Source organism: Micromonospora sp. DT31, assembly GCF_049841795.1.
In the GTDB taxonomy this organism is placed as follows: Bacteria; Actinomycetota; Actinomycetes; order Mycobacteriales; family Micromonosporaceae; genus Micromonospora.
This window is the reverse complement of sequence record NZ_JBNCKZ010000018.1, coordinates 38,529-64,656: the sequence shown is the minus strand read 5'-3', so window position 1 is coordinate 64,656 and position 26,128 is coordinate 38,529. Positions and strand designations below refer to the sequence as shown.

20 protein-coding genes are annotated in these 26,128 nt (G+C 74.0%); 13 read left to right on the top strand and 7 right to left on the bottom strand.

The features are described from left to right. Positions 1 to 298: 298 nt before the first annotated feature. The gene (locus tag ACLQ2X_RS23735) at positions 299 to 1,696 is read right to left on the bottom strand and encodes a glycosyltransferase family 4 protein (RefSeq protein WP_425683296.1); all 1,398 of its coding nucleotides are present in this window, start codon (positions 1,694 to 1,696) and stop codon (positions 299 to 301) included. Positions 1,697 to 2,124: 428 nt separating this feature from the next. Between ACLQ2X_RS23735 and glgX the strand changes: the two genes are divergently transcribed. From glgX to ACLQ2X_RS23715, 4 genes are all read left to right on the top strand, one after another. Beyond that, positions 2,125 to 4,245, top strand: a complete 2,121-nt coding sequence (gene glgX / locus ACLQ2X_RS23730; protein WP_425683295.1) for a glycogen debranching protein GlgX — start codon at positions 2,125 to 2,127, stop codon at positions 4,243 to 4,245. Positions 4,246 to 4,248: 3 nt separating this feature from the next. Further along, complete coding sequence (gene treY / locus ACLQ2X_RS23725) at positions 4,249 to 6,549, top strand: malto-oligosyltrehalose synthase (RefSeq protein WP_425683294.1); 2,301 nt, start codon at positions 4,249 to 4,251, stop codon at positions 6,547 to 6,549. Then, on the top strand, positions 6,546 to 8,279 hold the full coding sequence (gene treZ / locus ACLQ2X_RS23720) for a malto-oligosyltrehalose trehalohydrolase (protein ID WP_425683293.1): 1,734 nt from the start codon (positions 6,546 to 6,548) through the stop codon (positions 8,277 to 8,279). Before treY ends, treZ begins: the two co-directional genes overlap by 4 nt. Positions 8,280 to 8,419: 140 nt before the next feature. Beyond that, a complete protein-coding gene (locus ACLQ2X_RS23715; protein WP_425683292.1) occupies positions 8,420 to 8,980 on the top strand; it encodes a maleylpyruvate isomerase family mycothiol-dependent enzyme in 561 nt (186 codons plus the stop codon). A 164-nt stretch (positions 8,981 to 9,144) separates the two neighbouring features. Here the strand turns inward: ACLQ2X_RS23715 and map are convergent, their stop codons facing one another. Then, complete coding sequence (gene map / locus ACLQ2X_RS23710) at positions 9,145 to 9,927, bottom strand: type I methionyl aminopeptidase (protein WP_425683291.1); 783 nt, start codon at positions 9,925 to 9,927, stop codon at positions 9,145 to 9,147. A gap of 62 nt (positions 9,928 to 9,989) precedes the next feature. Between map and ACLQ2X_RS23705 the strand changes: the two genes are divergently transcribed. The 3 genes from ACLQ2X_RS23705 to bla all read left to right on the top strand — a co-directional run bounded on the left by ACLQ2X_RS23705 (position 9,990) and on the right by bla (position 11,991). Continuing rightward, positions 9,990 to 10,274 (top strand): helix-turn-helix transcriptional regulator, encoded by a 285-nt coding sequence (locus tag ACLQ2X_RS23705; protein WP_425683290.1) that lies wholly within the window; start codon positions 9,990 to 9,992, stop codon positions 10,272 to 10,274. A 52-nt stretch (positions 10,275 to 10,326) separates the two neighbouring features. Beyond that, positions 10,327 to 10,935, top strand: a complete 609-nt coding sequence (locus ACLQ2X_RS23700; protein WP_425683289.1) for a DUF6518 family protein — start codon at positions 10,327 to 10,329, stop codon at positions 10,933 to 10,935. 93 nt (positions 10,936 to 11,028) lie between these two features. After that, positions 11,029 to 11,991, top strand: coding sequence for a class A beta-lactamase (gene bla / locus ACLQ2X_RS23695; RefSeq protein WP_425683288.1), 963 nt, complete (start codon positions 11,029 to 11,031; stop codon positions 11,989 to 11,991). 63 nt (positions 11,992 to 12,054) lie between these two features. Here bla and ACLQ2X_RS23690 read toward each other — a convergent pair whose 3' ends face one another. The 3 genes from ACLQ2X_RS23690 to ACLQ2X_RS23680 all read right to left on the bottom strand — a co-directional run bounded on the left by ACLQ2X_RS23690 (position 12,055) and on the right by ACLQ2X_RS23680 (position 15,883). After that, entirely contained in the window at positions 12,055 to 13,533 is a 1,479-nt protein-coding gene (locus tag ACLQ2X_RS23690; protein ID WP_425683287.1) for a glutamate--cysteine ligase, read from the bottom strand. A 219-nt stretch (positions 13,534 to 13,752) separates the two neighbouring features. After that, positions 13,753 to 14,580 carry an SAM-dependent methyltransferase gene (locus ACLQ2X_RS23685; protein WP_425683286.1) on the bottom strand — a complete coding sequence of 276 codons (828 nt, stop codon included), beginning with the start codon at positions 14,578 to 14,580 and terminating at the stop codon, positions 13,753 to 13,755. A 304-nt stretch (positions 14,581 to 14,884) separates the two neighbouring features. Next, on the bottom strand, positions 14,885 to 15,883 hold the full coding sequence (locus ACLQ2X_RS23680) for a matrixin family metalloprotease (RefSeq protein ID WP_425683285.1): 999 nt from the start codon (positions 15,881 to 15,883) through the stop codon (positions 14,885 to 14,887). A gap of 258 nt (positions 15,884 to 16,141) precedes the next feature. Here ACLQ2X_RS23680 and ACLQ2X_RS23675 point away from each other — a divergent pair, with 258 nt between their 5' ends. Together ACLQ2X_RS23675 and ACLQ2X_RS23670 are read left to right on the top strand one after the other, a co-directional pair. After that, entirely contained in the window at positions 16,142 to 18,019 is a 1,878-nt protein-coding gene (locus ACLQ2X_RS23675) for a BTAD domain-containing putative transcriptional regulator (RefSeq protein ID WP_425683284.1), read from the top strand. Positions 18,020 to 18,110: 91 nt separating this feature from the next. Continuing rightward, positions 18,111 to 18,452: a DUF3817 domain-containing protein gene (locus ACLQ2X_RS23670; RefSeq protein WP_425683283.1), complete on the top strand. Its 342-nt coding sequence runs from the start codon at positions 18,111 to 18,113 to the stop codon at positions 18,450 to 18,452. Here ACLQ2X_RS23670 and ACLQ2X_RS23665 read toward each other — a convergent pair. Together ACLQ2X_RS23665 and ACLQ2X_RS23660 are read right to left on the bottom strand one after the other, a co-directional pair. Next, entirely contained in the window at positions 18,433 to 19,323 is an 891-nt protein-coding gene (locus ACLQ2X_RS23665) for an alpha/beta fold hydrolase (RefSeq protein WP_425683282.1), read from the bottom strand. The genes ACLQ2X_RS23670 and ACLQ2X_RS23665 overlap by 20 nt on opposite strands. Before the next feature lie 35 nt (positions 19,324 to 19,358). Next, on the bottom strand, positions 19,359 to 19,907 hold the full coding sequence (locus ACLQ2X_RS23660) for a hypothetical protein (RefSeq protein WP_425683281.1): 549 nt from the start codon (positions 19,905 to 19,907) through the stop codon (positions 19,359 to 19,361). A 141-nt stretch (positions 19,908 to 20,048) separates the two neighbouring features. Between ACLQ2X_RS23660 and ACLQ2X_RS23655 the strand changes: the two genes are divergently transcribed. The 4 genes from ACLQ2X_RS23655 to ACLQ2X_RS23640 all read left to right on the top strand — a co-directional run bounded on the left by ACLQ2X_RS23655 (position 20,049) and on the right by ACLQ2X_RS23640 (position 25,963). Continuing rightward, positions 20,049 to 21,173: a Vms1/Ankzf1 family peptidyl-tRNA hydrolase gene (locus tag ACLQ2X_RS23655; protein WP_425683280.1), complete on the top strand. Its 1,125-nt coding sequence runs from the start codon at positions 20,049 to 20,051 to the stop codon at positions 21,171 to 21,173. Further along, positions 21,166 to 22,920, top strand: a complete 1,755-nt coding sequence (locus ACLQ2X_RS23650) for a thiamine pyrophosphate-binding protein (protein WP_425683279.1) — start codon at positions 21,166 to 21,168, stop codon at positions 22,918 to 22,920. Before ACLQ2X_RS23655 ends, ACLQ2X_RS23650 begins: the two co-directional genes overlap by 8 nt. Positions 22,921 to 23,198: 278 nt before the next feature. After that, positions 23,199 to 24,599 carry a hypothetical protein gene (locus ACLQ2X_RS23645; RefSeq protein ID WP_425683328.1) on the top strand — a complete coding sequence of 467 codons (1,401 nt, stop codon included), beginning with the start codon at positions 23,199 to 23,201 and terminating at the stop codon, positions 24,597 to 24,599. A gap of 224 nt (positions 24,600 to 24,823) precedes the next feature. Next, complete coding sequence (locus ACLQ2X_RS23640) at positions 24,824 to 25,963, top strand: SigB/SigF/SigG family RNA polymerase sigma factor (protein ID WP_425683278.1); 1,140 nt, start codon at positions 24,824 to 24,826, stop codon at positions 25,961 to 25,963. Positions 25,964 to 26,128 lie beyond the last annotated feature (165 nt).

Here is a 26,128-nt window from a genome sequence, read left to right as displayed (position 1 = left end):
GTAGAGGAAGGGCCCGCCCCTTCTTAACACCGCTGACGAGTGAGGCCGCCGACCCGCGCAGGGTCGGCGGCCTCTCGCATGTGCCCTGGCGGTGCGGCACGCCCGCGTGCGGCGCGGCCGGAGTCAGGCGGTGCAGCCGCGCCGCCGACGATACGTTCCGCGGCCGGCGGTGCCGGTGTGCCTGTGACGACGCCCGGCTGCTTGGCGTGGTGACGCCGGCCTGCCCCTGGCGGTGCGGGTGTTAACAAGGGCCCCCTTGCCTACCGGAGGCGTTAATAGGGGGCCCTTCCTTACACCATCAGCGGAGGCCGGCGGCGGCGAGGAGGTTGCCGTCGGGGACGGCGGGCACGGTGCGGCCCGCGCTCATCCGCTGCTCGGTCCGGGCCGCGGTGAACGCGGCGTCACCGGCGATGGCGGCGGCGTACGCGGCGGCGGTGCGCGACGCGATGGCCGCCCAGCCGTACTGCTCGCGCACCATGGCGCGGGCCCGTCGGGCGAGCGCGCGGGCCCGGTCGCGGTCGGACAGCAGCGCGTGCACCGCCTCGGCGAGCCCGTCCGGGTCGTGCGGGGCGAAGGTCATCCCGGTGACGCCCGGCTCGACGATCTCGGCCAGTCCGCCGGTCCGCGACACGGCCAGCGGGGCGCCGGCGGCGGCTCCCTCCAGTGCCACCATGCCGAACGGCTCGTAGATGCTCGGCACCGTGAAGCAGTCCGACGCGGCCATCACGGCCGGCAGGTCGGCGCCGCCGAGGAAGCCCGGCATGCTTACCGTGGCGGTCAGCCCCAGCCGGTGCACCTCGGCCTCCAGTTCGGCCTTGTACGGCCCGTCGCCGACGATGACCGCGCGCAGCCCGGGGTGCCGGTCGCGCAGCCGGGTCAGCCCGGCCAGCAGGTGCTGCACGCCCTTCTCGTAGACCAGACGGCCGGCGTACGTGACCAGCGGGCCGTCGGCGGCGAAGCGGGCGCGGGCGGCGGTGACCGCGGAGGCGGGCACCCGCCAGCGGTGCGCCTCGACGCCGTTGGGCACCACGTCGACCCGGGTGACGTCCACCCCGAACAGGGCGCCCACCTCGTCGCGCATGTAGCCGGAGCAGACGATCACCCGGCCGGATTCGCCGGCCAGCCAGTGCTCGACGCCATGGATGGTGCGGTTCATCTCCGCCGGCAGCCAGCCCTGGTGCCGGCCGGCCTCGGTGGCGTGGATGGTGGTCACCAGGGGCACGTCCAGGTGCTCGCGCAGCGTCATGGCGGTGTGCGCGACGAGCCAGTCGTGGGCGTGGATCACGTCGTACCCGCCGGTTTCGGCGGCCCGCAGCGCGGCCCGGGTCAGGGTGTGGTTGAACGCCATGGTCCAGGCCAGCAGCGAGCCGGTGGCCAGGGGGAAGGTGACCGGGTCCTCGGCGGCGCGGACGACGCGCACACCGTCGGCGTACTCCTCCAGCGGCGCGCCCTCGGCGTGCCGGGTGACGACGGTGACCTCGTGTCCGGCGGCGACCAGGGCGACGGAGAGCGCGTGTACGTGGCGGCCGAGCCCACCGACGAGGACCGGCGGGTACTCCCAGGACAGCATCAGGATGCGCCGGGTCCGGGGTGCGGCTCCGGCCGGCGGTGGCGGGGTCGGGCGGGAGGTGAGGGTGGGCCGGTGGCGCCGGTCCGTCGCGGTGGCGGCCTGCGCGCCGACCCGCAGAGTGCTCACGTCGATCTCCGTCCATGCATGGTGAGGCGCGCCGGCTCCGGTGGCGGCGTCGAGTGGTGGTGAGGGGTGACCCGGACAGGCGGGCGGGGCCCGCCTCCGGTCACTCCGCCCAACCTACTGCTTGTGATCGCCTCGCGCGCGTCGTACCGATCCCTGTCCCACCGTCGGCGGCGCGCCCGCCGTGACCGTCGGTGCGGTGGGCGCGGGGACGACCTGCCCGGACCGGGTCCGCCGGCCGGCTCCGGCCGTGTGGCGGCAACGGACGATCGTGACCGAGGACACCCGAATGTGCCTCCGGTCGCGGGAGGGCGGATTTCGGTTACGGTCCGAACGGGTGGATTGGCGGCAGGCACGACGGGGCATCCCCGGCGTGCGCACCGACGGTTCCCCCGTCCGGTGCGCTCACGATCATGGGCCGAAGGAGCGAGATGCAGGTCTGGCCGGGTGACAGCTACCCCCTCGGCGCCACGTACGACGGGATGGGCACCAACTTCGCGATCTTCTCCGAGGTGGCGGAGCGGATCGAGCTGTGCCTGTTCGACGAGTGGGACATCGGCACCGAGCGCCGGGTCGAGCTGCGTGAGGTCGACGCGTACGTCTGGCACGCCTACATCCCGGGGATCGGGCCGGGCCAGCGCTACGGCTACCGGGTCCACGGTCGGTGGGACCCGGCAAACGGTCTGCGCTGCAACCCGCACAAGCTGCTGCTCGACCCGTACGCGAAGGCGGTCGACGGGGAGGTCACCTGGCACCCGTCGGTGTACGACTACGAGGTCGGCGGCGACCCGGACCGGATGAACACCGTCGACTCGGCGCCGTACATGCCGAAGTCGGTGGTGGTGAACCCGTACTTCGACTGGGGCAACGACCGGCCGCCGCGCACCCCGTACCACCACTCGGTGATCTACGAGGCGCACGTGCGCGGGCTGACCATGCGCCACCCGGACATTCCCGAGGAGCTGCGCGGCACGTACGCGGCGATCGCCTCCCCGGTGATGATCGAGCACTTCAGGCGGCTCGGGGTGACCGCGGTGGAGCTGATGCCGGTGCACGAGTTCGTGCACGACCACCGCCTGGCCGACCTGGGGCTGCGCAACTACTGGGGCTACAACACCATCGGCTTCTTCGCCCCGCACCACGGCTACTCGGCGCTGGGCCGCCTGGGCCAGCAGGTGCAGGAGTTCCGGGGCATGGTCAAGGCCCTGCACGCCGCCGGCATCGAGGTGATCCTCGACGTGGTCTACAACCACACCGCTGAGGGCAACCACCTGGGGCCGTCGCTGAGCTTCAAGGGCATCGACACGCCGAGCTACTACCGCCTGTCCGAGGACGACCGGCGTTACTTCGTCGACTACACCGGCACCGGAAACAGCCTCAACGTGCGCAGCCCGCACTCGCTGCAACTGATCATGGATTCGTTGCGCTACTGGGTGACCGAGATGCACGTCGACGGCTTCCGGTTCGACCTGGCCGCCACCCTGGCCCGCGAGTTCTACGAGGTGGACCGCCTGTCCACGTTCTTCGAGGTGGTGCAGCAGGATCCGGTGGTCGGGCGGGTGAAGCTGATCGCCGAGCCGTGGGACGTCGGCCCGGGTGGCTACCAGGTCGGCAACTTCCCGCCGCAGTGGACGGAGTGGAACGGCAAGTACCGTGACACGGTCCGCGACTTCTGGCGCGGCGAGCCGGCCACCCTCGCCGAGTTCGCCTCCCGCATCTCCGGCTCGGCCGACCTCTACCAGGACGACGGCCGCCGCCCGTTCCACAGCATCAACTTCGTCACCTGCCACGACGGGTTCACGCTCGCCGACCTGGTCGCCTACAACGACAAGCACAACCAGGCCAACGGCGAGGAGAACCGGGACGGGGAGAGCCACAATCGTTCCTGGAACTGCGGCGTGGAGGGCGAGACCGACGACCCGGGCGTGCTCGCGCTGCGGGCCCGGCAGCGGCGCAACTTCCTGGCCACGCTGATCCTGTCCCAGGGCGTGCCGATGCTCGGGCACGGCGACGAGTTGGGCCGCACCCAGCACGGCAACAACAACGCCTACTGCCAGGACAGCGAGCTGGCCTGGGTGGACTGGGAGCGGGCCGACACCGGGCTGCTGGACTTCGTCCGGCGGCTCACCGACTTCCGCAACCGGCACCAGGTGTTCCGCCGCCGCCGGTTCTTCACCGGCCTGCCGGTGGGCGGTCGGGCCGCCGACGCGGCGCTGCCGGACCTGGCCTGGTACACCCCGGACGGCCGGGAGATGACCGGCGAGGACTGGGGCAACGACTTCGGCCGCTCGGTGGCCCTGTTCGTCAACGGCGACGGCATCGGTGAGCGCGGCCAGTACGGCCAGCGCCACCGGGACAACTCCTTCCTGCTGCTGTTCAACGCGCACGACGCGCCGCTGGACTTCACGCTGCCCGGGGCGGAGTTCGGGCCGTGCTGGGAGCTGGTGATCAGCACCGCGGAACCGGAGCCGGAGAAGACCACGGTGGTCGAGGCGGGCGGCACGGTGTGCGTGCCGGACCGCGCGCTGCTGGTCCTGGAGAGGACGGCCTGACCCATGCCCGACACCCCTCGCTCGACCTACCGGGTGCAGGTACGCCCGGCCTTCGACCTGGACGCCACCGCCGGCCTGACCGACTACCTGTCCGCGCTCGGCGTCACCCACCTCTACACCGCGCCCCTGCTCACCGCCACCCGCGGCTCGGAGCACGGCTACGACGTGGTGGACCACCGCGCGGTCAACCCGCAGCTCGGCGGGGAGGCCGCCCGGGCCCGGCTGGTCGGGGCACTGCGCGCCGCCGGGCTGGGCCTGGTCGTGGACATCGTGCCCAACCACGCCGGGGTGGCCCGCCCGCAGGCCAACCCGGCCTGGTGGGACGTGCTTCGGCGGGGGCGCGACTCGGCGTACGCGTCCTGGTTCGACATCGACTGGGACAGGGGCCGGCTGCTGCTGCCGGTGCTCGCCGACTCCCCGGGCGCGCTCGACGACCTGAGGCTGGTCGACGGGGAGCTGCACTACCACGAGCACCGGTTCCCGGTCGCCGACGGCACCGGCGACGGGACACCCGGCGAGGTGCACGACCGGCAGCACTACGAGCTGGTGAACTGGCGGCGTGGGGACGCCGAACTGACGTACCGCCGGTTCTTCGCCGTGTCCGACCTGGCCGGCCTGCGGGTGGAGGACCCGGCGGTGTTCGACGCCACCCACGCCGAGGTCCTGCGCTGGGTCGACGCCGGGGACGTGACGGGCATCCGCGTCGACCACCCGGACGGGCTGCGCGACCCGGCGGGCTACCTGGCCCGGTTGCGCGCCGCCGCGCCGCACGCCTGGCTGGTGGTGGAGAAGATCCTGGAGTACGGCGAGGACCTGCCGGACTGGCCGGTCGACGGCACCACCGGCTACGACGCGCTGGCCGCGGTCTGCGGCCTGTTCGTCGACCCGGACGCCGAGGCGGACTTCACCGCCCTGGACGGCCGGCTCACCGGGCGGCACCCCTCCTGGGCGGATCTCACCCACGACACGAAGCTGGCCGCTGCCACCCGGCTGCTCGCCGCCGAACTGGGCCGCCTCGCGGCGCTCGTGCCGGAACTGCCCGGCGAACAGGCCCGCGCCGCCCTGGCCGAGCTGGCCGCCTGCTTCCCGGTCTACCGCGGCTACCCGCCGGTGGGCGCCCGGCACCTGGCCGCCGCCCGCAGCGAGGCCGGCCGCCGCCGCGCGGACCTGACCGGCGTGCTGGACGCGGTCACCGCGCGGCTGCGCGACCCCGGCCACGAACTGGCCGCCCGGTTCCCGCAGTTCACCGGCGCGGTGATGGCCAAGGGCGTGGAGGACACGGCCTACTACCGGTGGAGCCGGTTCGTCGCGCTCAACGAGGTCGGCGGCAGCCCGGCCCACTTCGGTGTGCCCCCGGCCGAGCTGCACCGCTTCGCCGCCGCCCGGCAGGTGCGCTGGCCGGCGGGCATGACCACGCTCTCCACCCACGACACCAAGCGCGGCGAGGACGTCCGGGCCCGCCTCGCGGTGCTGTCCGAGCTGCCCGGCCGTTGGGCCGAGCGGGTCACCGACTGGATGTCCCGGGCGCCGCTGGCCGACCCGTCGCTGGCCCACCTGCTCTGGCAGACCGCCGTCGGGGCGTGGCCGATCGAGCGGGACCGGCTGCACGGGTACGCCGAGAAGGCCGCCCGGGAGGCGTCGGTGAGCACCGGCTGGGCCGACCCCGACCCGGCCTTCGAACACGAGCTGCACGCCCTGGTCGACCGGATGTACGACGACCCGCAACTGCATGCGCAGCTCACCGCGTTCGCCGACGAGATCACCCCGGCCGGGTGGTCCAACGCGCTCGGGCAGAAGCTGGTGCAGCTCGCGATGCCCGGCGTGCCGGACGTCTACCAGGGCACCGAGCTGTGGGAGAACTCGCTCGTCGACCCGGACAACCGGCGCCCGGTCGACTTCGCCGTACGCCGGCGGACGTTGGCCCGGCTCGACGCCGGCTGGCAGCCGGAGGTGGCCGCCGACGGCGCGGCGAAGCTGCTCGTGGTGTCCCGCACGCTGCGGCTGCGTCGGGACCGCCCGGAGCTGTTCGGCGGCTACCGGCCGGTGCCGGCGGGCGGCCCGGCCGCGGCGCACGTGGTGGCGTTCGACCGGGGCGGCGCGGTCGCGGTGGCGACCCGGCTGCCGCTGCGGCTGGCCCGCTCCGGCGGTTGGCGGGACACGACCGTGTCACTTCCCGTTCACCGATGCACCGACGTGTTCACCGGCCGGATCTACAGTGGTTCAGAGCTGCTCCTGGAAGATCTGCTGAGCACCTATCCCGTCGCCCTCCTCGCACCCGCCGACCCTCTGGAGGCCGCCGCATGACCGAGTTCACCGTGTGGGCGCCGCAGGCCGCCCGGGTGCGGCTGCGCCGGCCCGACGTGGCCGACCAGGAGATGCGCTCCGGCCCGGACGGCTGGTGGCGGGCCGAGGCGCCCGACGCCGGGCCGGGCGCCGACTACGCGTTCCTGCTCGACGACGACGAGCAGGCGCTGCCCGACCCCCGGTCGGCCTGGCAGCCGGCCGGAGTGCACGGCCCCAGCCGGCTCTACGACCACGCCGCGTTCGGCTGGACCGACGACGCCTGGACCGGCCGGCACCTGCCCGGCAGCGTGCTCTACGAGCTGCACATCGGCACGTTCACCCCGGAGGGCACGTTCGACGCGGCGATCGCCCGGCTCGACCACCTGGTCGACCTCGGCGTCGACCTGGTCGAGTTGCTGCCGGTCAACGCGTTCAACGGTGAGCACAACTGGGGTTACGACGGCGTCTGCTGGTATGCCCCGCACGAGCCGTACGGCGGACCGGACGGGTTGAAGCGGTTCGTGGACGCGGCCCACGCCAAAGGTCTGGGGGTGATCCTCGACGTCGTCTACAACCATTTCGGGCCCTCCGGGGCCTACGCGCCGCGCTTCGCGCCCTACCTCGCCGAGCAGAGCAACCCCTGGGGCCGCACGGTCAACCTGGACGGCCCGCACTCCGACGGGGTGCGCCGCTACATCGTCGACAGCGTGCTGATGTGGCTGGGTGACTACCACGTCGACGGGTTGCGGCTGGACGCGGTGCACGCGATGCCCGACGGCCGGGCCACCCACTGGCTGGAGGAGGTCGCCGCCGAGGTGGAGGCGCTGTCCACGCACCTGGGTCGGCCGCTGTCGCTGATCGCCGAGAGCGACCTGAACGACCCGCGGCTGATCACGCCCCGGGAGGCGGGCGGCTACGGCCTGCACGCCCAGTGGAACGACGACGCCCACCACGCGCTGCACACGCTGCTGACCGGGGAGCGGCAGGGCTACTACGGCGACTTCGGCTCGCTGGAGTGCCTCGGCGACGTGCTGACCAAGGCGTTCTTCCACGCCGGCACCTGGTCCAGCTTCCGTGGTCGCGCCCACGGTCGGCCGGTGGACCGGCACCGCACGCCGGGGCACCGGTTCGTGGCCTACCTGCAGAACCACGACCAGATCGGCAACCGGGCCACCGGCGACCGGATCTCCACGACGCTCTCGCCGGGGCTGCTGCGGGTCGGCGCCACGCTGCTGATGACCGCGCCGTTCACGCCGATGCTGTTCATGGGGGAGGAGTGGGCGGCGTCCACGCCGTGGCAGTTCTTCACCAGCCACCCGGAGCCGGAGCTGGCCGCGGCGGTGGCCACCGGCCGGCGGCGGGAGTTCGCGGCGCACGGCTGGGCCACCGACGACGTGCCCGATCCGCAGGACCCGCAGACGTTCCTGCGCTCCCGGCTGGACTGGGCGGAGCTGGACAAGCCCGAACACCGGGAGATGTACGAGTTCCACAGGCGGCTCATCGCGCTGCGCAAGTCGCGGCCGGACCTGTCCGACCCCCGGCTGGACCGGGTCGAGGTGCGCCACGGCGACCAGTTCCTGGTGCTGCGTCGCGGCGACACGCTTGTCGCGGCGAACCTGGCCGACCGGCCGCAGCGGGTCAACCTGCCCGCGGTGGTGCGCCGGGTGCTGCTCGCCACGTCCGAGGGGGTCACGGTGATGCGGGACGGGATCGAGCTGCCGGCGGAGAGCGCGGCGATCGTCGCCGTCTGACCCCCCGTTCGCCGCTGTCGTCGGTCGTCGGCCGGGGCGCGGCGCGACCGGGTGAGACCGTCGTCACCCGTCGAGGGGTGGGCGATGAGTTCCGGGCCGGAGCGCGGTCGTACCGGCAACGGCCCGACTCTGGAGGTTCCATGCCCGACACGCTCACCCGAGGCGACCTGTGGGCGCTCGCGCACGCCGAGCGCGCCGCCCTCGCCGACGACCTCGCCGGGCTGGACACGGCGGGCTGGGCGCGGCGCTCGCTGTGCGGCCGGTGGACGGTGCGGGAGGTGGTCGCGCACCTGACCGCGGCGGCGACCGTCGGCCGCACCCGCTGGCTGGTCAGCGTGCTCGGGGCGCGGTTCGACTTCGCCAGGCACAACGACCGTCGGCTGGCCGAGCACCGGGGCGCCGACCCGGGGGAGACGCTCGACCGGTTCCGCCGGATCATCGGCAGCACCACGTCGACGTTCGGGCCGACGCAGGCCTGGCTCGGTGAGGTGATCGTGCACGCCCAGGACATCCGGCGTCCGCTCGGCCTGGGGCGCACGCCGCCGGTGGGGGCCCCGTCACGCCGGTCGCCAGGTTCTACGCCGGCCGGGACTTCACGGTGGCCGGGCGCAGCGCGATCGACGGCCTTCGGGTGGAGGCGACCGACGGGCCGTTCACCGCCGGTGCCGGTCCGCTGGTCGGCGGCACCACGCTGGCGCTGACCATGGCGATGGCCGGGCGGGTGGCCTACTGCGACGATCTCACCGGGCCGGGCGTGCCCACCCTGCGGGGGCGTTGCGGGCCCGCCTGACGGTGTGCGACTGTCGGTGGCGGCGGTCCGGTGGCGGGCGGTGCGCGCCGGGCCCTTCCGGCGGCGGGGGTCAGGTCACGGCTGTGTGGGCTGCGGCAGGGTGAGGATCTCCGCGCCGTCGTCGGTGATGGCGATGGTGTGCTCGCTGTGCGCGGTGCGGCAGCCGGTGGCGCTGCGCAGGGTCCACCCGTCGGCGTCGGTGACCAGCGTGGCGGTGTCGGCCATCACCCACGGCTCCAGCGCCAGCAGCAGGCCGGGGCGCAGCGTGTAGCCGCGTCCCGCCCGCCCGGTGTTCGACACGTGCGGGTCCTGGTGCATGGTGGAGCCGACGCCGTGGCCGCCGAACTCGGTGTTGACCGAGTAGCCGGCCGCGCTGAGCACCGAGCCGATCGCGTGCGAGAGGTCACCGACGCGGGCGCCGGGGCCGGCCGCGGCGATGCCGGCGCGCAGTGCGCGTTCGGTCGCGTCGATGAGGGCCACGCTCTCCGGGGGGCGCGCGTCGCCGACCAGGAAGCTGACGGCGGAGTCGGCGACCACCCCACCGAGACTGACCGCCAGGTCGAGGCTGAGCAGGTCGCCGTCGGCGAGCGTGTAGTCGTGCGGCAGCCCGTGCAGCACGGCGTCGTTGACCGAGGTGCAGATGTAGTGCCCGAACGGCCCTCGCCCGAAGGACGGCGCGTAGTCGACGTAGCAGGACTGCGCCCCGGCCTCGATGATCATCTCGCGTGCCCACCCGTCGATCTCCAGCAGGTTGGTGCCGACCGTGGTGCGGCCCCGGAGGGTCTGCAGGATGCCGGCGACCAGGGCGCCGGTGTCCCGTGCCCGACGCACGTCGGTGGGGCTCAGGATCTCGATCATGCAGGTGCCTTCCTCCGACCAATAAGTATCCCGGTCATGTTATCCGGTATTAGAATCCGAGCATGGTCCGGTTGCCCCTCACGCCCGCCGAGGTCGAGCGCGGGCAGCGGCTCGGCGCGCTGCTGCGGCAGGCCCGGGGTGAGCGGTCCATGCTCCGTACCGCGCTCGACGCGGGCGTGTCGCCGGAGACGCTCCGCAAGATCGAGTCCGGTCGGGTGGCCACCCCGGCGTTCCCCACCATCGCGGCCATCGCCGACGTCCTCGGTCTCTCCCTCGACGCGGTCTGGGCCGAGATCAACCGGCCGGAGGTGCTGCTCGCCCCCTCCGGGCGGCGACTGGCCTCGTAGGAAGCCCTGCCCCGCTGCCTACCCGCAGAGCATACTCAGTATGCTTCTCGCCATGCAGCCCTCCCGCCCCGCCGTGACCCTGGTCGCCCCGGTTGCCGGCTTCCTGCTCGGCGTCCTCGACTTCGTCTGGATCACGCGGGTGCCGTACCCGTTCGCCGAACTCGGCAACTCCACCGCCACCTGGGCGGTCGCCGCGTTCGCGCTCGGCTGGTGGGTCCGCTCCGGGCCGGTACGGGCCGCCGTGGCCGCCGTCGTCCTGCTCGTCGTCGCGGTGCCCAGTTACTACCTGGCAGCGACCCTGTTGCAGGGCGACGACCTGGCCGTGATCTGGTCGCCCGCCTCGCTGCTCTGGATGGCGTTCGGCGTGGTGGCGGGCGTGGTCTTCGGCGTCGCCGGCACCTGGGCGCGTACCGCCGGATGGCGGCGGGTCGTCGGCACCGCGCTGCCGGCGGCCGTCTTCGTCGAGGAGGCGCTGCGGTTCGCCCTGAAATCGCGGTCCGGCTATCCCGACGTGTGGTGGAACGTGGCCATCGACCTCGCACTGGCCGCGTTGCTCGTCGTGCTGGTCGCCCGCTCCGCCCGGCTGAGGCTGCTCGCCACCGCGGTGGCGCTCCCACTGGCCGCCCTCGGTGCGGTGACGTTCGCCGCCGTCGCCGGCTGACCGCCGGACCCGGGGCCGGTCGACCGCCCGACCGCCGGGGTCGCGACAATGACGCCAGGCCGGCGTGCGCCGGTCGACCGGGCAGGGGGAGTGATGATCCGACGGCAGGTGGTGACCGTGGCAGCGGCGCTCGTCACGGCACTCCCGGCCGGCTGCGCGGCGGACCGGCCCGAGGCCGCACCCCACTCCACCGGCCTGGCCGCCCCCACCGTCCCGACCACGCCGACCACACCGGCCACACCGGCCAACCCCGCCACCCCGGCCAGCTCGCCGGTGCCCCCGCCCGTCGAGCTGGCGGCCCTGGAACGGCGCTTCGACGCCCGCCTCGGCGTCTACGCCCTCGACACCGGCACCGGCCGCACCCTCGCCCACCGGGCGGACGAACGGTTCGCGTACGCCTCGACGTGCAAGGCGCTGGCGGCCGGCGCCATGCTCGCCACCACCTCCGACGCCGACCGCGACCGGGTGGTCCGCTACCGGCGCACCGACCTGCTGGCGCACTCGCCGGTCGCCGAACAGCACCTCGGCACCGGGATGACGGTGCGGGCGGCCGCCGAGGCCGCCGTGCGGCACAGCGACAACACGGCCGGCAACCTGCTGTTCGCCGCGCTTGGCGGCCCGGCCGGCTTCGCACGCGAGCTACGCGACATCGGCGACCGGGTCACCCGGCCGGCCCGCACCGAACCGACGCTCAACGCGGCCACGCCCGGCGACGTCCGCGACACCAGCACACCCCGCGCCCTCGCCGACTCGCTGCGGGCGTACACCCTCGGCGACGCCCTGCCGCCCGCCGACCGGGAGCTGCTGCTCGGCTGGATGAGGGCGAGCACCACCGGGGCCGGCCTCGTCCGGGCCGGCGTGCCGGCCGGCTGGCAGGTGGCGGACAAGTCCGGCACCGGCGGGTACGGCACCCGAAACGACATCGCCGTGGTGTGGCCACCCGGCGGGGCGCCGATCGTGCTGGTCGTCCTGTCCACCCGCGGCGCCCGCGACGCGGAACCCGACGACGCCCTGGTCGCCCACGCGGCGCGGGTGACCCTGGCGGCGTTGCGCTGACCCGGCGCGGCGGTGCGACCGGCCCCGGTCACGTGCCGCGTGGCAGGTGCGGCACGCGACCGCTCAGGGGATCGGCCACTCGTGTACCGGCTGGTTGCTGTGCATCAGGTCGACGTAGTGGCGGACCACCTCATGCAGCGCCGCCGGCCGGTCCATGTGGTCGGCCGACTCCAACCGGTGCAGCGTCTCCACCTGCCAGGTCGCGCCGTTGCGGCCGGTCAGGCAGCGCTGCTCGATGACGCCGAGCAGCCGGTCCCGCTCCACCGGGTCCAGGCCCCACCGGTCCAGCCCGTGGTGGGCCAGCGGCAGCAGCCGGCGCAGCACCAGCTCGGTCACCGGCAGGTAGCCCAGGCCGGGCCAGAACACCTGCGCGTCGATGCCGTGCCGGGCACAGGAGTGGAGGTTCTCCTCGGCCGCACTGAACGACATCTGCGACCACAGCGGCCGGTCCGACTCGGCAAGCGCCCGGACCAGGCCGAAGTAGAACGCGCCGTTGGCCACCGTGTCCAACACGGTCGGCCCGGCCGGCAGCACCCGGTTCTCCACCCGCAGGTGCGGACGACCCTTCGACACGTCGTAGACCGGCCGGTTCCACCGGTAGATGGTGCCGTTGTGCAGGCGCAACTCGGCCAGCTTCGGCGCCCCGCCGCTGGCCAGCGTCGCCGCCGGGTCCTCCGGGTCGCAGACCGGCAGCAGCGCCGGGAAGTAGCGCACGTTCTCCTCGAACAGGTCGAACACCGAGGTGATCCAGCGCTCGCCGAACCACACCCGCGGGCGTACGCCCTGAGCCTTGATCTCCTCCGCCCGGGTGTCGGTGGCCTGCTGGAACAGCGGCACCCGGGTCTCCCGCCACAGCTCCCGGCCGAAGAACAGCGGAGAGTTCGCCCCCAGCGCCACCTGCACCCCGGCGATCGCCTGTGCGGCGTTCCAGTAGTCGGCGAACCGGTCCGGGCTGACCTGGAGGTGGAACTGGGTGCTGGTGCACGCCGCCTCCGGCGTGATCGTGTCGGCTGTGGTGGCCAACCGCTCCACCCCGCTGATCGCGATCTGCAGGTCCTCACCGCGGGCGGCGAAGATCTGCTCGTTGAGCAACGCGTACCGGGGATTCGCCGACAGCGTCGCGGCGGTCAGGTGCTCCGGGCGCAGCGTCGGCAGGATGCCGATCATCACCATGTGCGCGCCCACCGTGCGGGCCTTCTCCTCGGCGGCGTTGAGGCTTTCCCGCACGTGCTGCTCGAACCCGGCGGTGCCGGTGCCGACGAGCCGGCGCGGCGCCACGTTGATCTCCACGTTGAACTGGCCCAGCTCGGTCTGGAACGTCGGGTCGGCGATCGCGGCCAGCACGTCGGCGTTGCGCATCGCCGGATCGAAGCTGTCGTCGACCAGGTTGAGTTCGATCTCCAGGCCGGTCATCGGCCGTTCCACGTCGAACCGGGCCTCGCGCAGCATCCCGGCGAACACGTCCAGGCACCGGCGGACCTTCTCGCGGTAGCGCGCCCGGTCCTCCCGGCTGAACGTGCGCGCGCCGACGTCCTCGCCCATGGTCACCGCCTCGTCACCGTTGGTCTGCCCAACCTCGCACGGAGCGGCGGGTCAGGAAAGACCTGAGGAGCCCTTTCTGTACCCCGTCCCGGCCGTCGTGACCCTCGTGGCCCGCCCCGGGATCACGTCGGCGGGAAGCCCCGGACACGGGGCGTGACCTCGCTGCGGGTCTCGGCAGGACGAGCGCCGGCCCGGTCGAGCGGCCCCGTCGGACGGAACCTACGGTTTGCGGCCGAGGAGTCCGACGAAGGTGTGGTAGGTGTCGGTCTGGTTCGGGGCGTCCGCGTCCGGCGCCGGACGCCACTCGGCCAGTGGCACGAGCCCGGGTTCCAGCAACGTCAGCCCGTCGGCGAAGGCGAGGATCTCCTCGTCGGTACGCCAGCGGCCGGTGCCCAGCGACTCGTTGAAGACCCGCTCGACCTCGCGGGCCTTGCGGGAGCCCTCCGGGTCACGCTCACCCGGGTCGCGGAAGTGCGAGATCGCCACGTAGCTGCCGGACGGCAGCGCGTCTATCAGCTCCGCCGCGACCGCTCGCGGCTGCTCGTCGTCGCCCAGGTGGTGCAGGATCGCGAAGAGCAACAGCCCGACCGGCCGGTCGAAGTCGAGGAACCGGCGGACATCCGGGTCGTCGAGGATCGCCTGCGGTTCCCGGATGTCGGCCTGGATCACCGTCGCGGTGCCCTCCGCGGCGAGCAGGGCCCGCCCGTGGGTCAGCACGATCGGATCGTTGTCCACATACACCACCCGGGCGGCCGGGTTGTGCTCGGTGGCGACCTCGTGCACGTTCCCCTGGGTGGGCAGCCCTGATCCGATGTCGAGGAACTGGTCGATGCCCGCCTCGGTGACGAGGAAGCGGACCACCCGACGCAGGAACGCCCGGTTCGCCTGGCCGGCGGCGGGGCCGTCCGGCGTGATCCGCAGGGCGTGCTCGGCGACCTTCCGGTCGACCTCGAAGTTGTCCTTGCCGCCCAGGAAGTAGTCGTAGACCCGGGCCACGCTGGGAACGGTGAGGTCGATTCCGGGCGGTGCCGCCTTGTCGCGGGTCACAGACGTCTCCATTCGATTCCGATACGCGCCGCCGCCTTCGTGGGCGGGCCCGGTCTTTTCCGGGAGTGTAGCGATCGGACCGGGTGGCTCGGTGCCCCGCTGGTAGCGCTCCCGGCGGCTCAGCCCGCCACCAGGAGGTTCGTCGGGCAACACGCGAGAACGGCCCACCCCGACATGTCGGGGTGGGCCGCGTGAGGGCTTGTTCTCGTCCACCGCCATCAGCGGCAGAGCCGCCTCCTCCCGCCTTGTCGTCGCCCGGGGACCACGACGGGATGTGGGCCGGGAAACCGGCCCACATCGATCGTCAGCGGACGACGGAATAGAGGTCGCTGAGCAGTACCGGGTTCTCGCCGCCGATGTCCTCCCGGGTGGTGGCGGACGGGTAGAGCACGTCGTAGTCGTAGGTGTTGTGTCCAAGCCCGAGGATGTGCCCGACCTCGTGGGTGACCACGTTGTTGCGGGTGAAGGTCGTCGGCGCGTAGTAGTCGTTGAGCTGGATCCACTGGCCGGAATCCGCGAAGGCGCCGCTGAACGTGCTGGACGGGTAGGTCCGCTGCGCCAGGCCCACCCAGTCTGCGGCGCCGTAGTTGCCGGAGAAGACATCGATGCACCGGGCACCGGCTACGGCCGGGCAACCGTTCCACTGGTACCAGCTGTCGATGTTCGGCACCTGGTTCCACTTGGGCACCGCCTCGGTCAACGGCCAGACCGAGCCGGAGTGGTCGTTGAACACGACGATCGGATTCTCGTTGCCGTTGTTCCGAAAGAACGACACCGGACACGAGATCGTCCGGGCGTGGCCGTAGGCGCAGGACTCCGAGTCCGACGTCGAGAAGGCGGACGGCCGGTTCACCCGCACGCCCTGCTTGCCCTGCGACCGCAGGCTGGTCGCCAGCTGATCCGGCGTGACGCCGGGCGCCGGAAGGTAGGTCTGCACGATCGTGGCGTCCTTGGTGAACCGAACCACCTCCACGGTCGCGTGCGCCGAGGTGTCGATCGTCGGGGCGCCGGTCGCCGGGGCCTGGCCCATCCTGTCGCGCATGGTGGCGAGCTGCCGTTCGGTGAGCTTGGGGTAGGTGCTCAGCGAGGTCGTCGGGGCCTTCGCCTTGCTGCCCGGGTCGGCCGCGCCCAGCCAGCTGCCGTCCGGCCGCCTGCTCGCCAGGAAGTCGGCGTACTGCTGCTCCGGATCGATGATTGTCGACCCGGTCGAGGGCGTGCCCGTCCCGGTTGGGGCTTGCGCCTGTGCGGTTCCGGTCATGGCGATCGACGCCAGCAGGACGGAGGCGGCCGCCGTGCTGATCATCCGTGACCGGGTGGAGCGGTGAGGCATGTGCATCCTTCGTCCCATTCCGTAGAGTGCGTGCTCGCCGCTTCGGCCGGCCTGATCGAGGCGAGCACCCGTGTCCTTGCATCGTGGAGGTCCGCCCTTTACGCGATCTTGCACAGACCTTGAACGACGTGAGGTCCCTCCCGTGCGGAGGTGAGTCGACCGGTCCGGTACGGGCGGGGCGGCCCGGCGTGTGAGAACATCGGTGATCAGCGATGCGTTCCGGGGGTGGACATGTTCCGGTTGCTCGGTCCGACGGGACTGCACGTGGCGGGCGGCGCCGTTGATCTGGGATCGAGGAAACAACGGTTCGTGCTGGCGGTCCTGTTGGCCGAGGGCGGACGAACGGTCACGGTGGGGGACCTGGCCGAGCGCGCCTGGGCCGACGAGGCGCCGTCCGACGCGCGAAACGCCGTCTACACCTACGTCAGCCGCCTGCGGCGGGTGCTGGAACGGGCAACCGCGGCCGAAGCGGACCCGGCGCTCGTCGTTCGGCGTCCGGGTGGCTATGCGATCGAGGTCGACCCCGGCCGGGTGGACGTGCACCGGTTCCGCTGGCTGGTCGCCGCCGGCCTGCGCTACCCGTCCGGCGACCCGGCGCGGGCCGCGTTGCTGCGCGAGGCGCTGGAACTGTGGCGCGGAACGCCGCTTGTCGACCTCCCCGGTGAGTGGGCGACACGGATGCGGTCCGCGTGGTGTCAGCTGCACCTGGAGGCGACGGTGGCGTGGGCGAACGCCGAACTGACCCTCGGCGGCGCGGCCCCCGTGATCGGCCCGCTGACCGAGATGGCCGCGCAGCACCCCTTCGACGAGCCCCTACTCGCCGCGCTGATGCGTGCGCTGCATGCCACCGGGCGCAGGGGGGAGGCCCTGGATTCCTACACCCGGACCCGTCGCCGGCTGCTCGACGAACTCGGCGCGGAGCCGGGCGGTGAGCTCCAGTCCGTGCACCTGAGCATCCTGCGGGAGCGGGCAGGCGCGACGAGCGCGGCCGGCGGTGCTCATCCGCCGGCGCCCGCCACCAGGCCAGCCCAGGTTCCTCCCGCGGTTGCCGCGTTCACCGGCCGGGCCGGGAGTCTCGACCAGTTGGACGGAGTGCAGCCCGTCGGCGAGGCGGTGGCGTCGACAGTGGTCGCGATCGTGGGCACCGCCGGCGTCGGCAAGACGGCGCTCGCCGTGCAGTGGGCCCACCGCGCGTCCCACCGGTTCCCGGACGGTCAGTTGCACGTCGACCTGCAGGGCTATGCCACCCGCCGCCCGACCCGCCCCATCGTCGCCCTCGGCGAGCTGTTGCGGTCACTGGGCGTGCATTCCGCGCAGGTGCCGGCCGAGCTGTCCGAGGCCACCGCGCTCTACCGTTCGGTGCTCGCCGGCCGACGGGTCCTGGTGTTGCTGGACAACGCCCGGTCAGCCGCCCAGGTCCGCCCGCTGCTGCCCGGCAGCGCCGACTGCCTCGTGCTGGTGACCAGTCGTGACCGGCTCGGTGGACTGGTCGCCCGTGACGGCGCGCACCACGTGGCGCTGGACGTGCTGACCGCCGACGAGGCTCAGCTCCTGCTGCAACGGCTCTTGGGTCGGGAACGAATCCGTGCCGAGGCCGCGGCCGCCGCCGACCTCGCCGCCGCGTGCGGCTACCTACCGCTGGCGATGCGAGTCGCCGCCGCCAACCTGACCTGCCGCCCGCACCTGAGTATCACCAACCAGGTGGCCGAGCTGCGCGCCGGCAACCGGCTCGCGGCCCTCGCCCACCGCGGGGACCAGGAATCGACGGTCCGCCGTGCCTTCGACCTGTCGTACCTGTCGGTCTCCGACAAGGCTCAGCACCTGTTCCGGATGCTCGGCGACGCGCCCGGGGCCGACTTCGCCGCCACCGTGGCCGCGTCGCTGACGAACACCACGGTGGAGGAGGTGGCGCCGCTGCTGGACGAGCTGGCCGCGGCCCACCTGATCAACGAATACGTACCGGACCGGTACACCTTCCACGAGTTGCTCCGCCAGTACGCCCGAGAGCACGCCGAGGACGTCTGGCGGGGCCGACGTCCGCGGCGGGGAGCAGCCCGGGTCCGGGTGCGGCGGGCGTACGGCCCGGCGCGGGTGCACGCCGGACCATGACCGGCCCGCGCCACCCGGCCCGTCGAGCGGGGATTTCCCGGGTGCGCGGCCCGGCCGGTTACCATGGCCGCCGACCCGAGGGGAGTGGCTGATGCGCGACGGGTGGATCCGGGCGTTCGTGGTGGCGGCGTTCGCCGAGGCGTGTTCGTGGGCGGCGCTGCTCGCCGGGATGGCGGTCAAGTACGGCCCGCCCCGCGACGAGATCGGTGTGCAGATCTTCGGGCCGATCCACGGCGGGCTGTTCGTGATCTACGGCCTGCTGGCGTTGATGGTGGCCCGGCGGCGCCGCTGGACGCTGGTGCAGACCGGCCTGGCCCTGGCCGCCGCCGTGCCGCCGTTCGCCACCGTGCTGTTCGAGCGCTGGGCCCGCCGCCGGGGCCTGCTCGACGCGCCGACGCCGGCCGAGCGCCCGCTCACTCCCGCCGGTCGCTGAGCCCGGCCGGCTCCTCGACGAGGAAGCCGGCCAGCACGGCGCTCAGTTCCCGCGGCGCCTCCTCGGCCATGTGGTGCCCGGACGGGATCGACGCGGTCCGCACGTCGTCGGCCCAGTCCCGCCAGATCGCGGCCGGATCGCCGTAGAGGTCGACCATGTCGTCGCGCTCGGACCAGGCGAACAGCACCGGGCAGCCGATCCGGCGGCCGGCGGCCCGGTCCGCGTCGTCCGCCGCCCGGTCCGGGCCGAGTCCGGCCCGGTAGTCCTCGCACATGGCGTGCACCGTGGCCGGGTCGTGGATGGCCCGCCGGTAGTCGGCGTACGCCTGCTCACCCATCTCCTCCGGTGACCCGCCGTACCAGGCGTCCGGGTCGGCGTTGATCACCCGCTCGGCCGGCTTGGCGAGTTGTCCCAGGAAGAACCAGTGCCACCAGCGGGCGGCGAACCGGGCGTCGCAGCGGGCCAGCGCCGCACCGATCGGCACCCCGTCCAGCACGCCGAGTCGGGTCACCCGGTCCGGGTGGTCCAGGGCGGTCCGCATGGCCACGTACGCGCCCCGGTCGTGGCCGACCACGGCGGCCCTCCGGTGACCGAGCGCGTCGAGCAGGGCCACCACGTCGGCGGCCATCGCCCGCTTGGCGTAGACCGTGTGCTCCGGGTCGCTGGGCGGCTTCGACGAGCCGCCGTAGCCGCGCAGGTCCGGGCAGATGACGGTGTGCCGGGCAGCGAGCCGGGGCGCCACCCGGTGCCAGGTCGCGTGGGTGCGCGGATGGCCGTGCAGCAGCACCACGGGCGGCCCCGACCCGCCGTGGCGTACCCGCAGGCGGACCGGCCCGACGTCGATCTCGGAGAGCGTGAATCCCGGGAACATGGGGCAGCGGTGCCCCATGCCGCCCGGGTGGAAACTCAGGTCAGCGCGGAGCAGGCGGTCACACCGAGCACCAGCAGCGCGCCGGCCGTCGCCTGCAGCAGCAGCGCCGGCCCCAGGTGCGACCAGAGCGTCGCGGTACGCGGGGTGAGCAGCTGACCGGTGGTCACGTTGACGATCCGTTCGATCCGGGGCGGCAGGTCCGCGTCGCGCTGGGGCCGCAGCGTGAGCTGGACGTGGTCGCCCGGGTGCAGCGCGCTCTGCGGCAGGTGCCCGTGCAGTTCGACCTCGACCAGCCGGCCGGTGCTCTCGCGCACCCTGACCGGGGTGACCAGGAACTCCGGCCCTTCCTTCAACTCCTTGAAGCGGCGTCCGGCGCCGCGGGTGCCGCTGCTGAGCAACGCGCGCGCCACCCGCAGCAGCAGAACCGCCACGCCGGCGGCGGTCAGCACCGCCACCAGCACCGGCTGCCCGACCCGCACCTGTCGGGCGTAGCCCTCCATGAGCCGGACCAGCCGGCCGGTGACGACGCGTTCGGTCGGGTGCACCACGCGCCGGATGGGCAGTTCCGTGTCCATGTTCACCACCGAGAGTCCCGTTGCGTGCACAGATGGTATCGATCTGGCGGGTTGAACGACGTGAATGAACGCTGGTCACGTCCGGTCGGCGGCAGGTGAACTCGGCCGGGGCGCGGGTATGCGTGCGGCCGAGCTGGAAAGGGGTCGAGCATGCAGCTGTCCTTCCTGCGGCCGCTCTACGACCGTCCCGGGCCCTGGTGCTCGGTCTACCTGGACGCCTCCCGCGACACCCACGACGCACGCGCGCAGGTCGACCTGCGCTGGCGTGCGCTCAAGGGCGACCTGCTCGGCCAGGGCGCCGATCCGGTCACCGTCGAGGCGGTGGAGGAGGTGGTCCGCCGGCACGATCCGATGCCCGGCGACTACGGCCTGGCGATCTTCGCCTCCCGGGGCCGGGTGGTGCTCACCGAGTACCTGTCCGCGCCCCCGGCGCGTGACCTGGCGTCCTGGTCGGCGCTGCCGCACACCATGCCGCTCGTGGCCCAGCGCGGCGAGCAGATCGCCTGGGTGCGGGTGCTGGCCGACCGCACCGGCGCGGACGCGATGGCGGTCAGCGCCGGCGCGGTGCCCCGCCGTGCCCAGGTGCGGGGCGCGCAGAGCCGACAACTGCGCCGGGTACAACCGGGTGGCTGGTCCCAGTCGCGTTACCAGCGGGCCGCGATGGAGGCCTGGCACCACAACGCCGGCGACGTCGCCGCGGCCACCGCGGAGCTGGCCGACCGGGTCGGCGCGGACGTGGTCGTGGTGGCCGGTGACGTACGGGCCAGCGGGATGATCGCCGCCCAGTTGCCGGCGCGCTGGCAGGACGCGCTGGTCCGTACCGACGCCGGCGCCCGCGACGTGGGCGCGGACGACACCCTGCTCGACGACATCATGGCGCAGACCATCGCCGAGCTCGCCGACCGGCGGATCAGCGACACGCTGGACCGGTTCGGGGTGCAGGAGGACGTCGGCGCCGGGCTGGACGCGGTCGTGTCGGCGCTGCAACGCAACCAGGTGGACACCATGCTCGTCGTGGACGACCCGTCCGCCGACGGCGAGCTGTGGGTGGGTCCCGAACCCACCGAGATCGCCACCGACCCGGCGCAGTTGTCCGGCATGTCGGTGGCCGACCCGCAGCGGGTACGCGCCGACGCGGCGTTGCTGCGCGCGTTGATCGGCACCGACGCGGACCTGACCGTGCTCGCGCCGGAGGAGGCGCCGGAGTTGACCGACGGGGTCGGCGCGGTGCTGCGCTACGTTGACGCCGACACCCCGGGCCGCGGCGATGGCTGACCGGATCGTCGCCGACCTGGTGGTCGAACGCCTGCGGGCCTGGCGGGTGCCGCGGGTGTTCGGCTGTCCCGGCGCGGCGATCGCCCCGCTGGTGGGCGCGCTCGACGACGCCGGCGGGGACCCGGAGTTCGTGCCGGCCCGCCACGAGGAGACCGCCGCGTTCATGGCCACCGGGCACGCCAAGTTCAGCGGCGGCGTCGGGGTGTGCCTGGCCACCCAGGGGCCCAGCGCGGTGCACCTGCTCAACGGCCTGTACGACGCCAAGCTCGACAGCAAGCCGGTCGTGGCGATCGTCGGCGAGGACATCAGCGGCCCGCTCGGCGGCGCGTACGAGGACATCGGGCTGACCCGGCTCTTCGGCGACGTGTGCAACCAGTTCGTCCGCTACGGACGTGATCCCCGGCAGGTGCCGGCGCTGCTGGACCAGGCGTTCCGTACCGCGGTGGCGACCCGTAGCCCGACCTGCGTGGTGCTGCCCCGGGAGTTGCAGGTGGCCGCCGTGCCGGACCTGGTGCCGCAGACCGCCGGGGTGCTGACCGCGACGCCGGGCGAGCCGCTGGCCCGGGTGCTGCCGCACCACGCCGACCTGGACGCCGCCGCCGCGCTGCTGGGCAACGGGCAGCGGGTGGCGATGCTCGTCGGGCAGGGGGCGCACGGCGCGGCGGAGCAGATCGTCACGCTCGCCGACCGGCTCGGCGCGGGCGTGGCGACCTCGCTGCTCGGCAAGCCGGTGCTGGACGAGCGGCTGCCGTTCCACGCCGGTGTGCTCGGTGAGGTCGGCACCTCGGCCGCGGCGGAGCTCATGGGCGGCTGCGACACGCTGCTGATGATCGGCACCAACGACCCGTGGACCGACTGGTTCCCGATGGCCGGCCAGGCCCGCACCATCCAGATCGACATCGACGGCCGGCGGGTCGGCGCCCACTATCCGGTGGACGTGCCGCTGGTCGGCGACGCCGCCGAGACGCTGCGGGCGTTGCTGGCCCGGGTGCCGGAGCAGCCGAACCGGCCGTGGCGCGCGGTGGTGGAGAAGGCGGTGGACCACTGGCGGGAGACCGCCGCCGAGCGGGCCGCCGCACCGGCGGAGCCGGTCAACCCGCGGCTCGTGCTGCGTGAACTGTCCGCCCGCCTGCCGGGCCGCGCCGCGGTCGCCGTGGACGTCGGCTCGGTCGTCTACTGGTACGCCCGACACCTGGAACTGCCGCCCGGCGTGCAGGCCCGGCTCTGCGGCACGCTCGGCTCGATGGGTTGCGCCCTGCCGTACGCGGTCGCGGCCAAGCTGGACCGCCCGCACGAGCCGGTGATCGCGCTGCTCGGCGACGGCGCGATGCAGCTCAACGGGCTGGCCGAGCTGATCACGGTGGCACACCACTGGACGCAGTGGCGCGACCCCCGGCTTGTCGTGCTGGTGCTGAACAACCGGGACCAGTCCGGGGTGGGCGGTGGCCGGCCCGGGTCGACGGCGGGTCGGCGCCCCGACGTGCCGTACGCGGGCTGGGCCCGCCTGCTCGGGCTGCACGGCGTCCGGGTGGACCGCCCGGATCTGGTCGGCGCGGCCTGGGACGAGGCGCTGGCGGCCGACCGGCCCACCGTGCTGGAGGCGGTGGTGGACCCGGCGGTGCCGTTGGACGTGCCCGAGCCGGCGCTTGCCGACCTGCGTGATCTGGTGGCCGACGGCGACGCGGCCCGCCGGGTGCGGGAGCGGGTGATCTCCACCGGCGCGATCGCCGGGGAGGACCTCGGCTAACCCGGCTCATCGGCGCGGTGGCGGCATCCGAACCGGGTGCCGCCACCGCGCCGCGTCGCCGCGGCCGGGTGCCGGCGGAGCGGGGGCGGTCCCGGCTCGAACCGCACCGGCGTGCCGTTGCGCCCGCGACGGCGGGACCGCGGCCCGACGGCGTACCCGCGGCCCGACGGCGTACCCGGGCGGTGCGACCGCCGGACCGGCCTTGGTCCCACCCGTGGGGAGATGCCCCGTTTAGACCCCAGAGGGACGGGAAGCCGGGCCGCGTGGTGAGCGAACGAGTGCGACGGGCGCCGACGACCGGCGGTGGCCTGCCCGGCGACCGGGTGGTGGCGCCGGGCAGCGTCGCCCGTGTGCTGGTGGCCGCGACGTCCCGGGCGTTGCGCGGCGACGACTGCGGCGACCTGGGCCCGCCGGTCGGGCTGTCCCGCCTGGTCGGCGCGCCCGAGTCGGTGCGCCGCGCCGCCGCGCTGCGAGCCGCCGGCCGGACGGCGCTCACCGCCGGGCAGGTGGCCCGGATCGACGCGGAACGGGTAGCCGGCTGGTTCGCCGACCAGTACCCGGACCGGCGCTGGCCGGGGGTGGTGCTGGGTTCGCCGCACGGTGCCGCCGCCCACCTCGCGGTGGCGCTGGGCGTGCCGTGGCTGCCGGCGGGGTTCGAGGTCGCCGCGCGGTGGAGCGGCGGCGCGGTGGACCGGCCGGACGCCGCGTACGAGCACGGCGTGGACCTGGCCGAGCGGCTGCTGGCCGCCAACCCGGGGGTGCGGGTGCGGCAGGTGCACTGCCCGGCGAGTCGGGGCGGGGCGGCCGGCTCCACCGTGACGCTCGCGGTGCGCTGGGACGCGCTGCCCGGAGCGTACGCCCGGTTGCTGGCCGACCGGCTGGCACCGGCGGCCCCGGTGCTGCTGCTGCACGACGCCCGGACGTGGCCGGTGCGCGACCTCGGCGCCGGGCACAGTTTCCAGGTCGGCAGCCCGGCCAGCGGCCTGGACCCGGTCGACTTCCACCCGGACGCCCGGGTGCTGGATCAGGTGCTGCGCGCCGCCGGTGGCGACGGGGTCCGCTGGACGCCGCCGGAGCTCACGGTGGCGGCGGCGTTCGCCGAGCACGGCGTGGAGTCCGGTTTCGAGCACGACGCCCGCGCCTGGGGGGACCGGCACCACCACCCGCTGCACCGGGTGGTGGTGCGGCAGCCGGACGCGTTGAGCGCGGTCACCGCCGACCTGTACCGGGCCTGGCTGCGCCGCGCCGGCAAGACCGGGAACCGGCTGGTGGTGGAGTGCGGCCGGCTGCTCGACCCGGCGCAGGTGCTGCGGGCCGGCCTGGTGCCCTACTGGTGCGAGAACGCGACCCGGCCCCGGGTGGCCGGCGTCGAGTGGTGGCTGGCCGGCAGCGAGCGGTTCAGCTCGGTGGACGTGCTGCCCGAGTCACCCGGCCTGCGCTCACCGGCGGTCGCCGGGCTGCCCCAGTGGTTGGCCGTCGCCGGGTTCGGCGGCCGCCGGCGGGCCCTGGACCGGGGTGCCGCGCGCGGCTACCCGGTCGCCTCGGTACCCACCCGTCGTGCCACGGAGGTGTTGCGCAACCAACCGTGCGACCTGCCCGCGCCGCCGCCGCTGCGGATGGCCGACGCGCTCGCCGCGCTGCGCGACGCGGGCGCCCACCAGGGCCTGCTGGTCTGCTGACGGCAAACTGGCGAAACATCCTCGCGATTCCTGCGGTCCGTGGTTGAGTACCTACGGAGCGGGAAGACCGCTCGCCGCGCACCGGCCCACGACGCCGTGCGGCGGGCAGCCACCGCTGTCGACGCAATCCGTCATGTGACCCAACTTCCGCCCTCGGTGCGTGGCCCGGCCACGCGCACGACCGGTTCCGATCCGGGCGGGGGACCTTCCTGAGGGAGGCGCGGATGTTCGGACAGACCACCACCACACCCACCCCACCGACCACCGACCGTGGCCTGGAGGACCTCGACGCGGCGGCGCTCGCGTACGCGGCCCGGATCGCCGGGCTTCCACCGGAGCGGCGGCAGGAGGCGCGGGACGATCTGGTCCGCTTCGCGTTGCCGTTCGCCGGTCGGCTGGCCCGCCGCTACCGGGGGCGCGGCGAACCGCTGGAGGACCTGGAGCAGGTGGCCCGGCTCGGCCTGGTCAACGCGGTCGACAGATACGACCCGGAGCGGGGTTCCTTCACCGCGTACGCGGCCATCACCGTCGTCGGCGAGATCAAACGGCACTTCCGGGACCGCACCTGGGGCGTGCACGTGCCGCGCCGGTTGCGCGACCTGATCCTCGAGGTGGGGCAGGCCACCGCCACGTTGACGAGTGAGCTGTCCCGGGCCCCCTCGGTGGCCGAGCTGGCGGTGCGGCTGGAGACACCCGAGGAGGAGATCCTGGCCGCGCTGGAGTCGGCCGCCGGGTACAGCCCGGCGTCGCTCAACGCGCCGGTGGGCGGGGAGAGCTCGGCCGAGTTCGGCGACCTGGTCGGCGAGTCCGACCACGCGCTGGAGTCGGTGGACGACCGGGTCACGGTCAGCGGCCTGCTGCACCGGCTGCCCTGGCGGGAACGGCGCATCCTGGCGATGCGCTTCTACGGCAACCAGACCCAGGCGGAGATCGCCGCCCGGTTCGGCATCTCGCAGATGCACGTGTCCCGGCTGCTGTCGCGGGCGCTGACCTGGCTGCGTCAGGCCATGCTCGCCGACGCGCCGCCGCCCTGGCAGAGCGGCGGCGGTACGGAGGCCGAGCCGGCCCGGGCCCGCATCTCGGTCAAGCAGAACGGTGACCGGGTGGTCGTCGAGGTCGGCGGCGAGATGGACCGGGCGGGCGCGGACCAGCTGCGCCGCGCCGTACTCCAGGCGGTCACCGGGCAGCCGAGCGAGGTGGTGGTCGACCTGGTGGGCGCCGGTGGCGTCGACGCCGGCGGGATCGCCGCGCTGATGGCCGGTCGGGACGCCGCCGCGCGTACCGGGGTGCCGTTGCGGCTGACCCGGGTGCAGCCGGCGGTGCGCCGCTCGCTTGCCGCCGCCGGCCTGCCGGCCGCCGACTGAACCCACCGCCGCGCCGGTTCCCGCCCGGGGGCCGGCGCGTGGCGTGTCCACGGACCGGGCCGGCGCCCGCGGGCGCCGGGCCGGGGCCCCCCCGGTCGTGCGGTCCGTTGTGCGGGGTGTGGCCCTGCCCCCCGGGGTGGCGCCCCCTGTCGTGCGGGGGTGCGT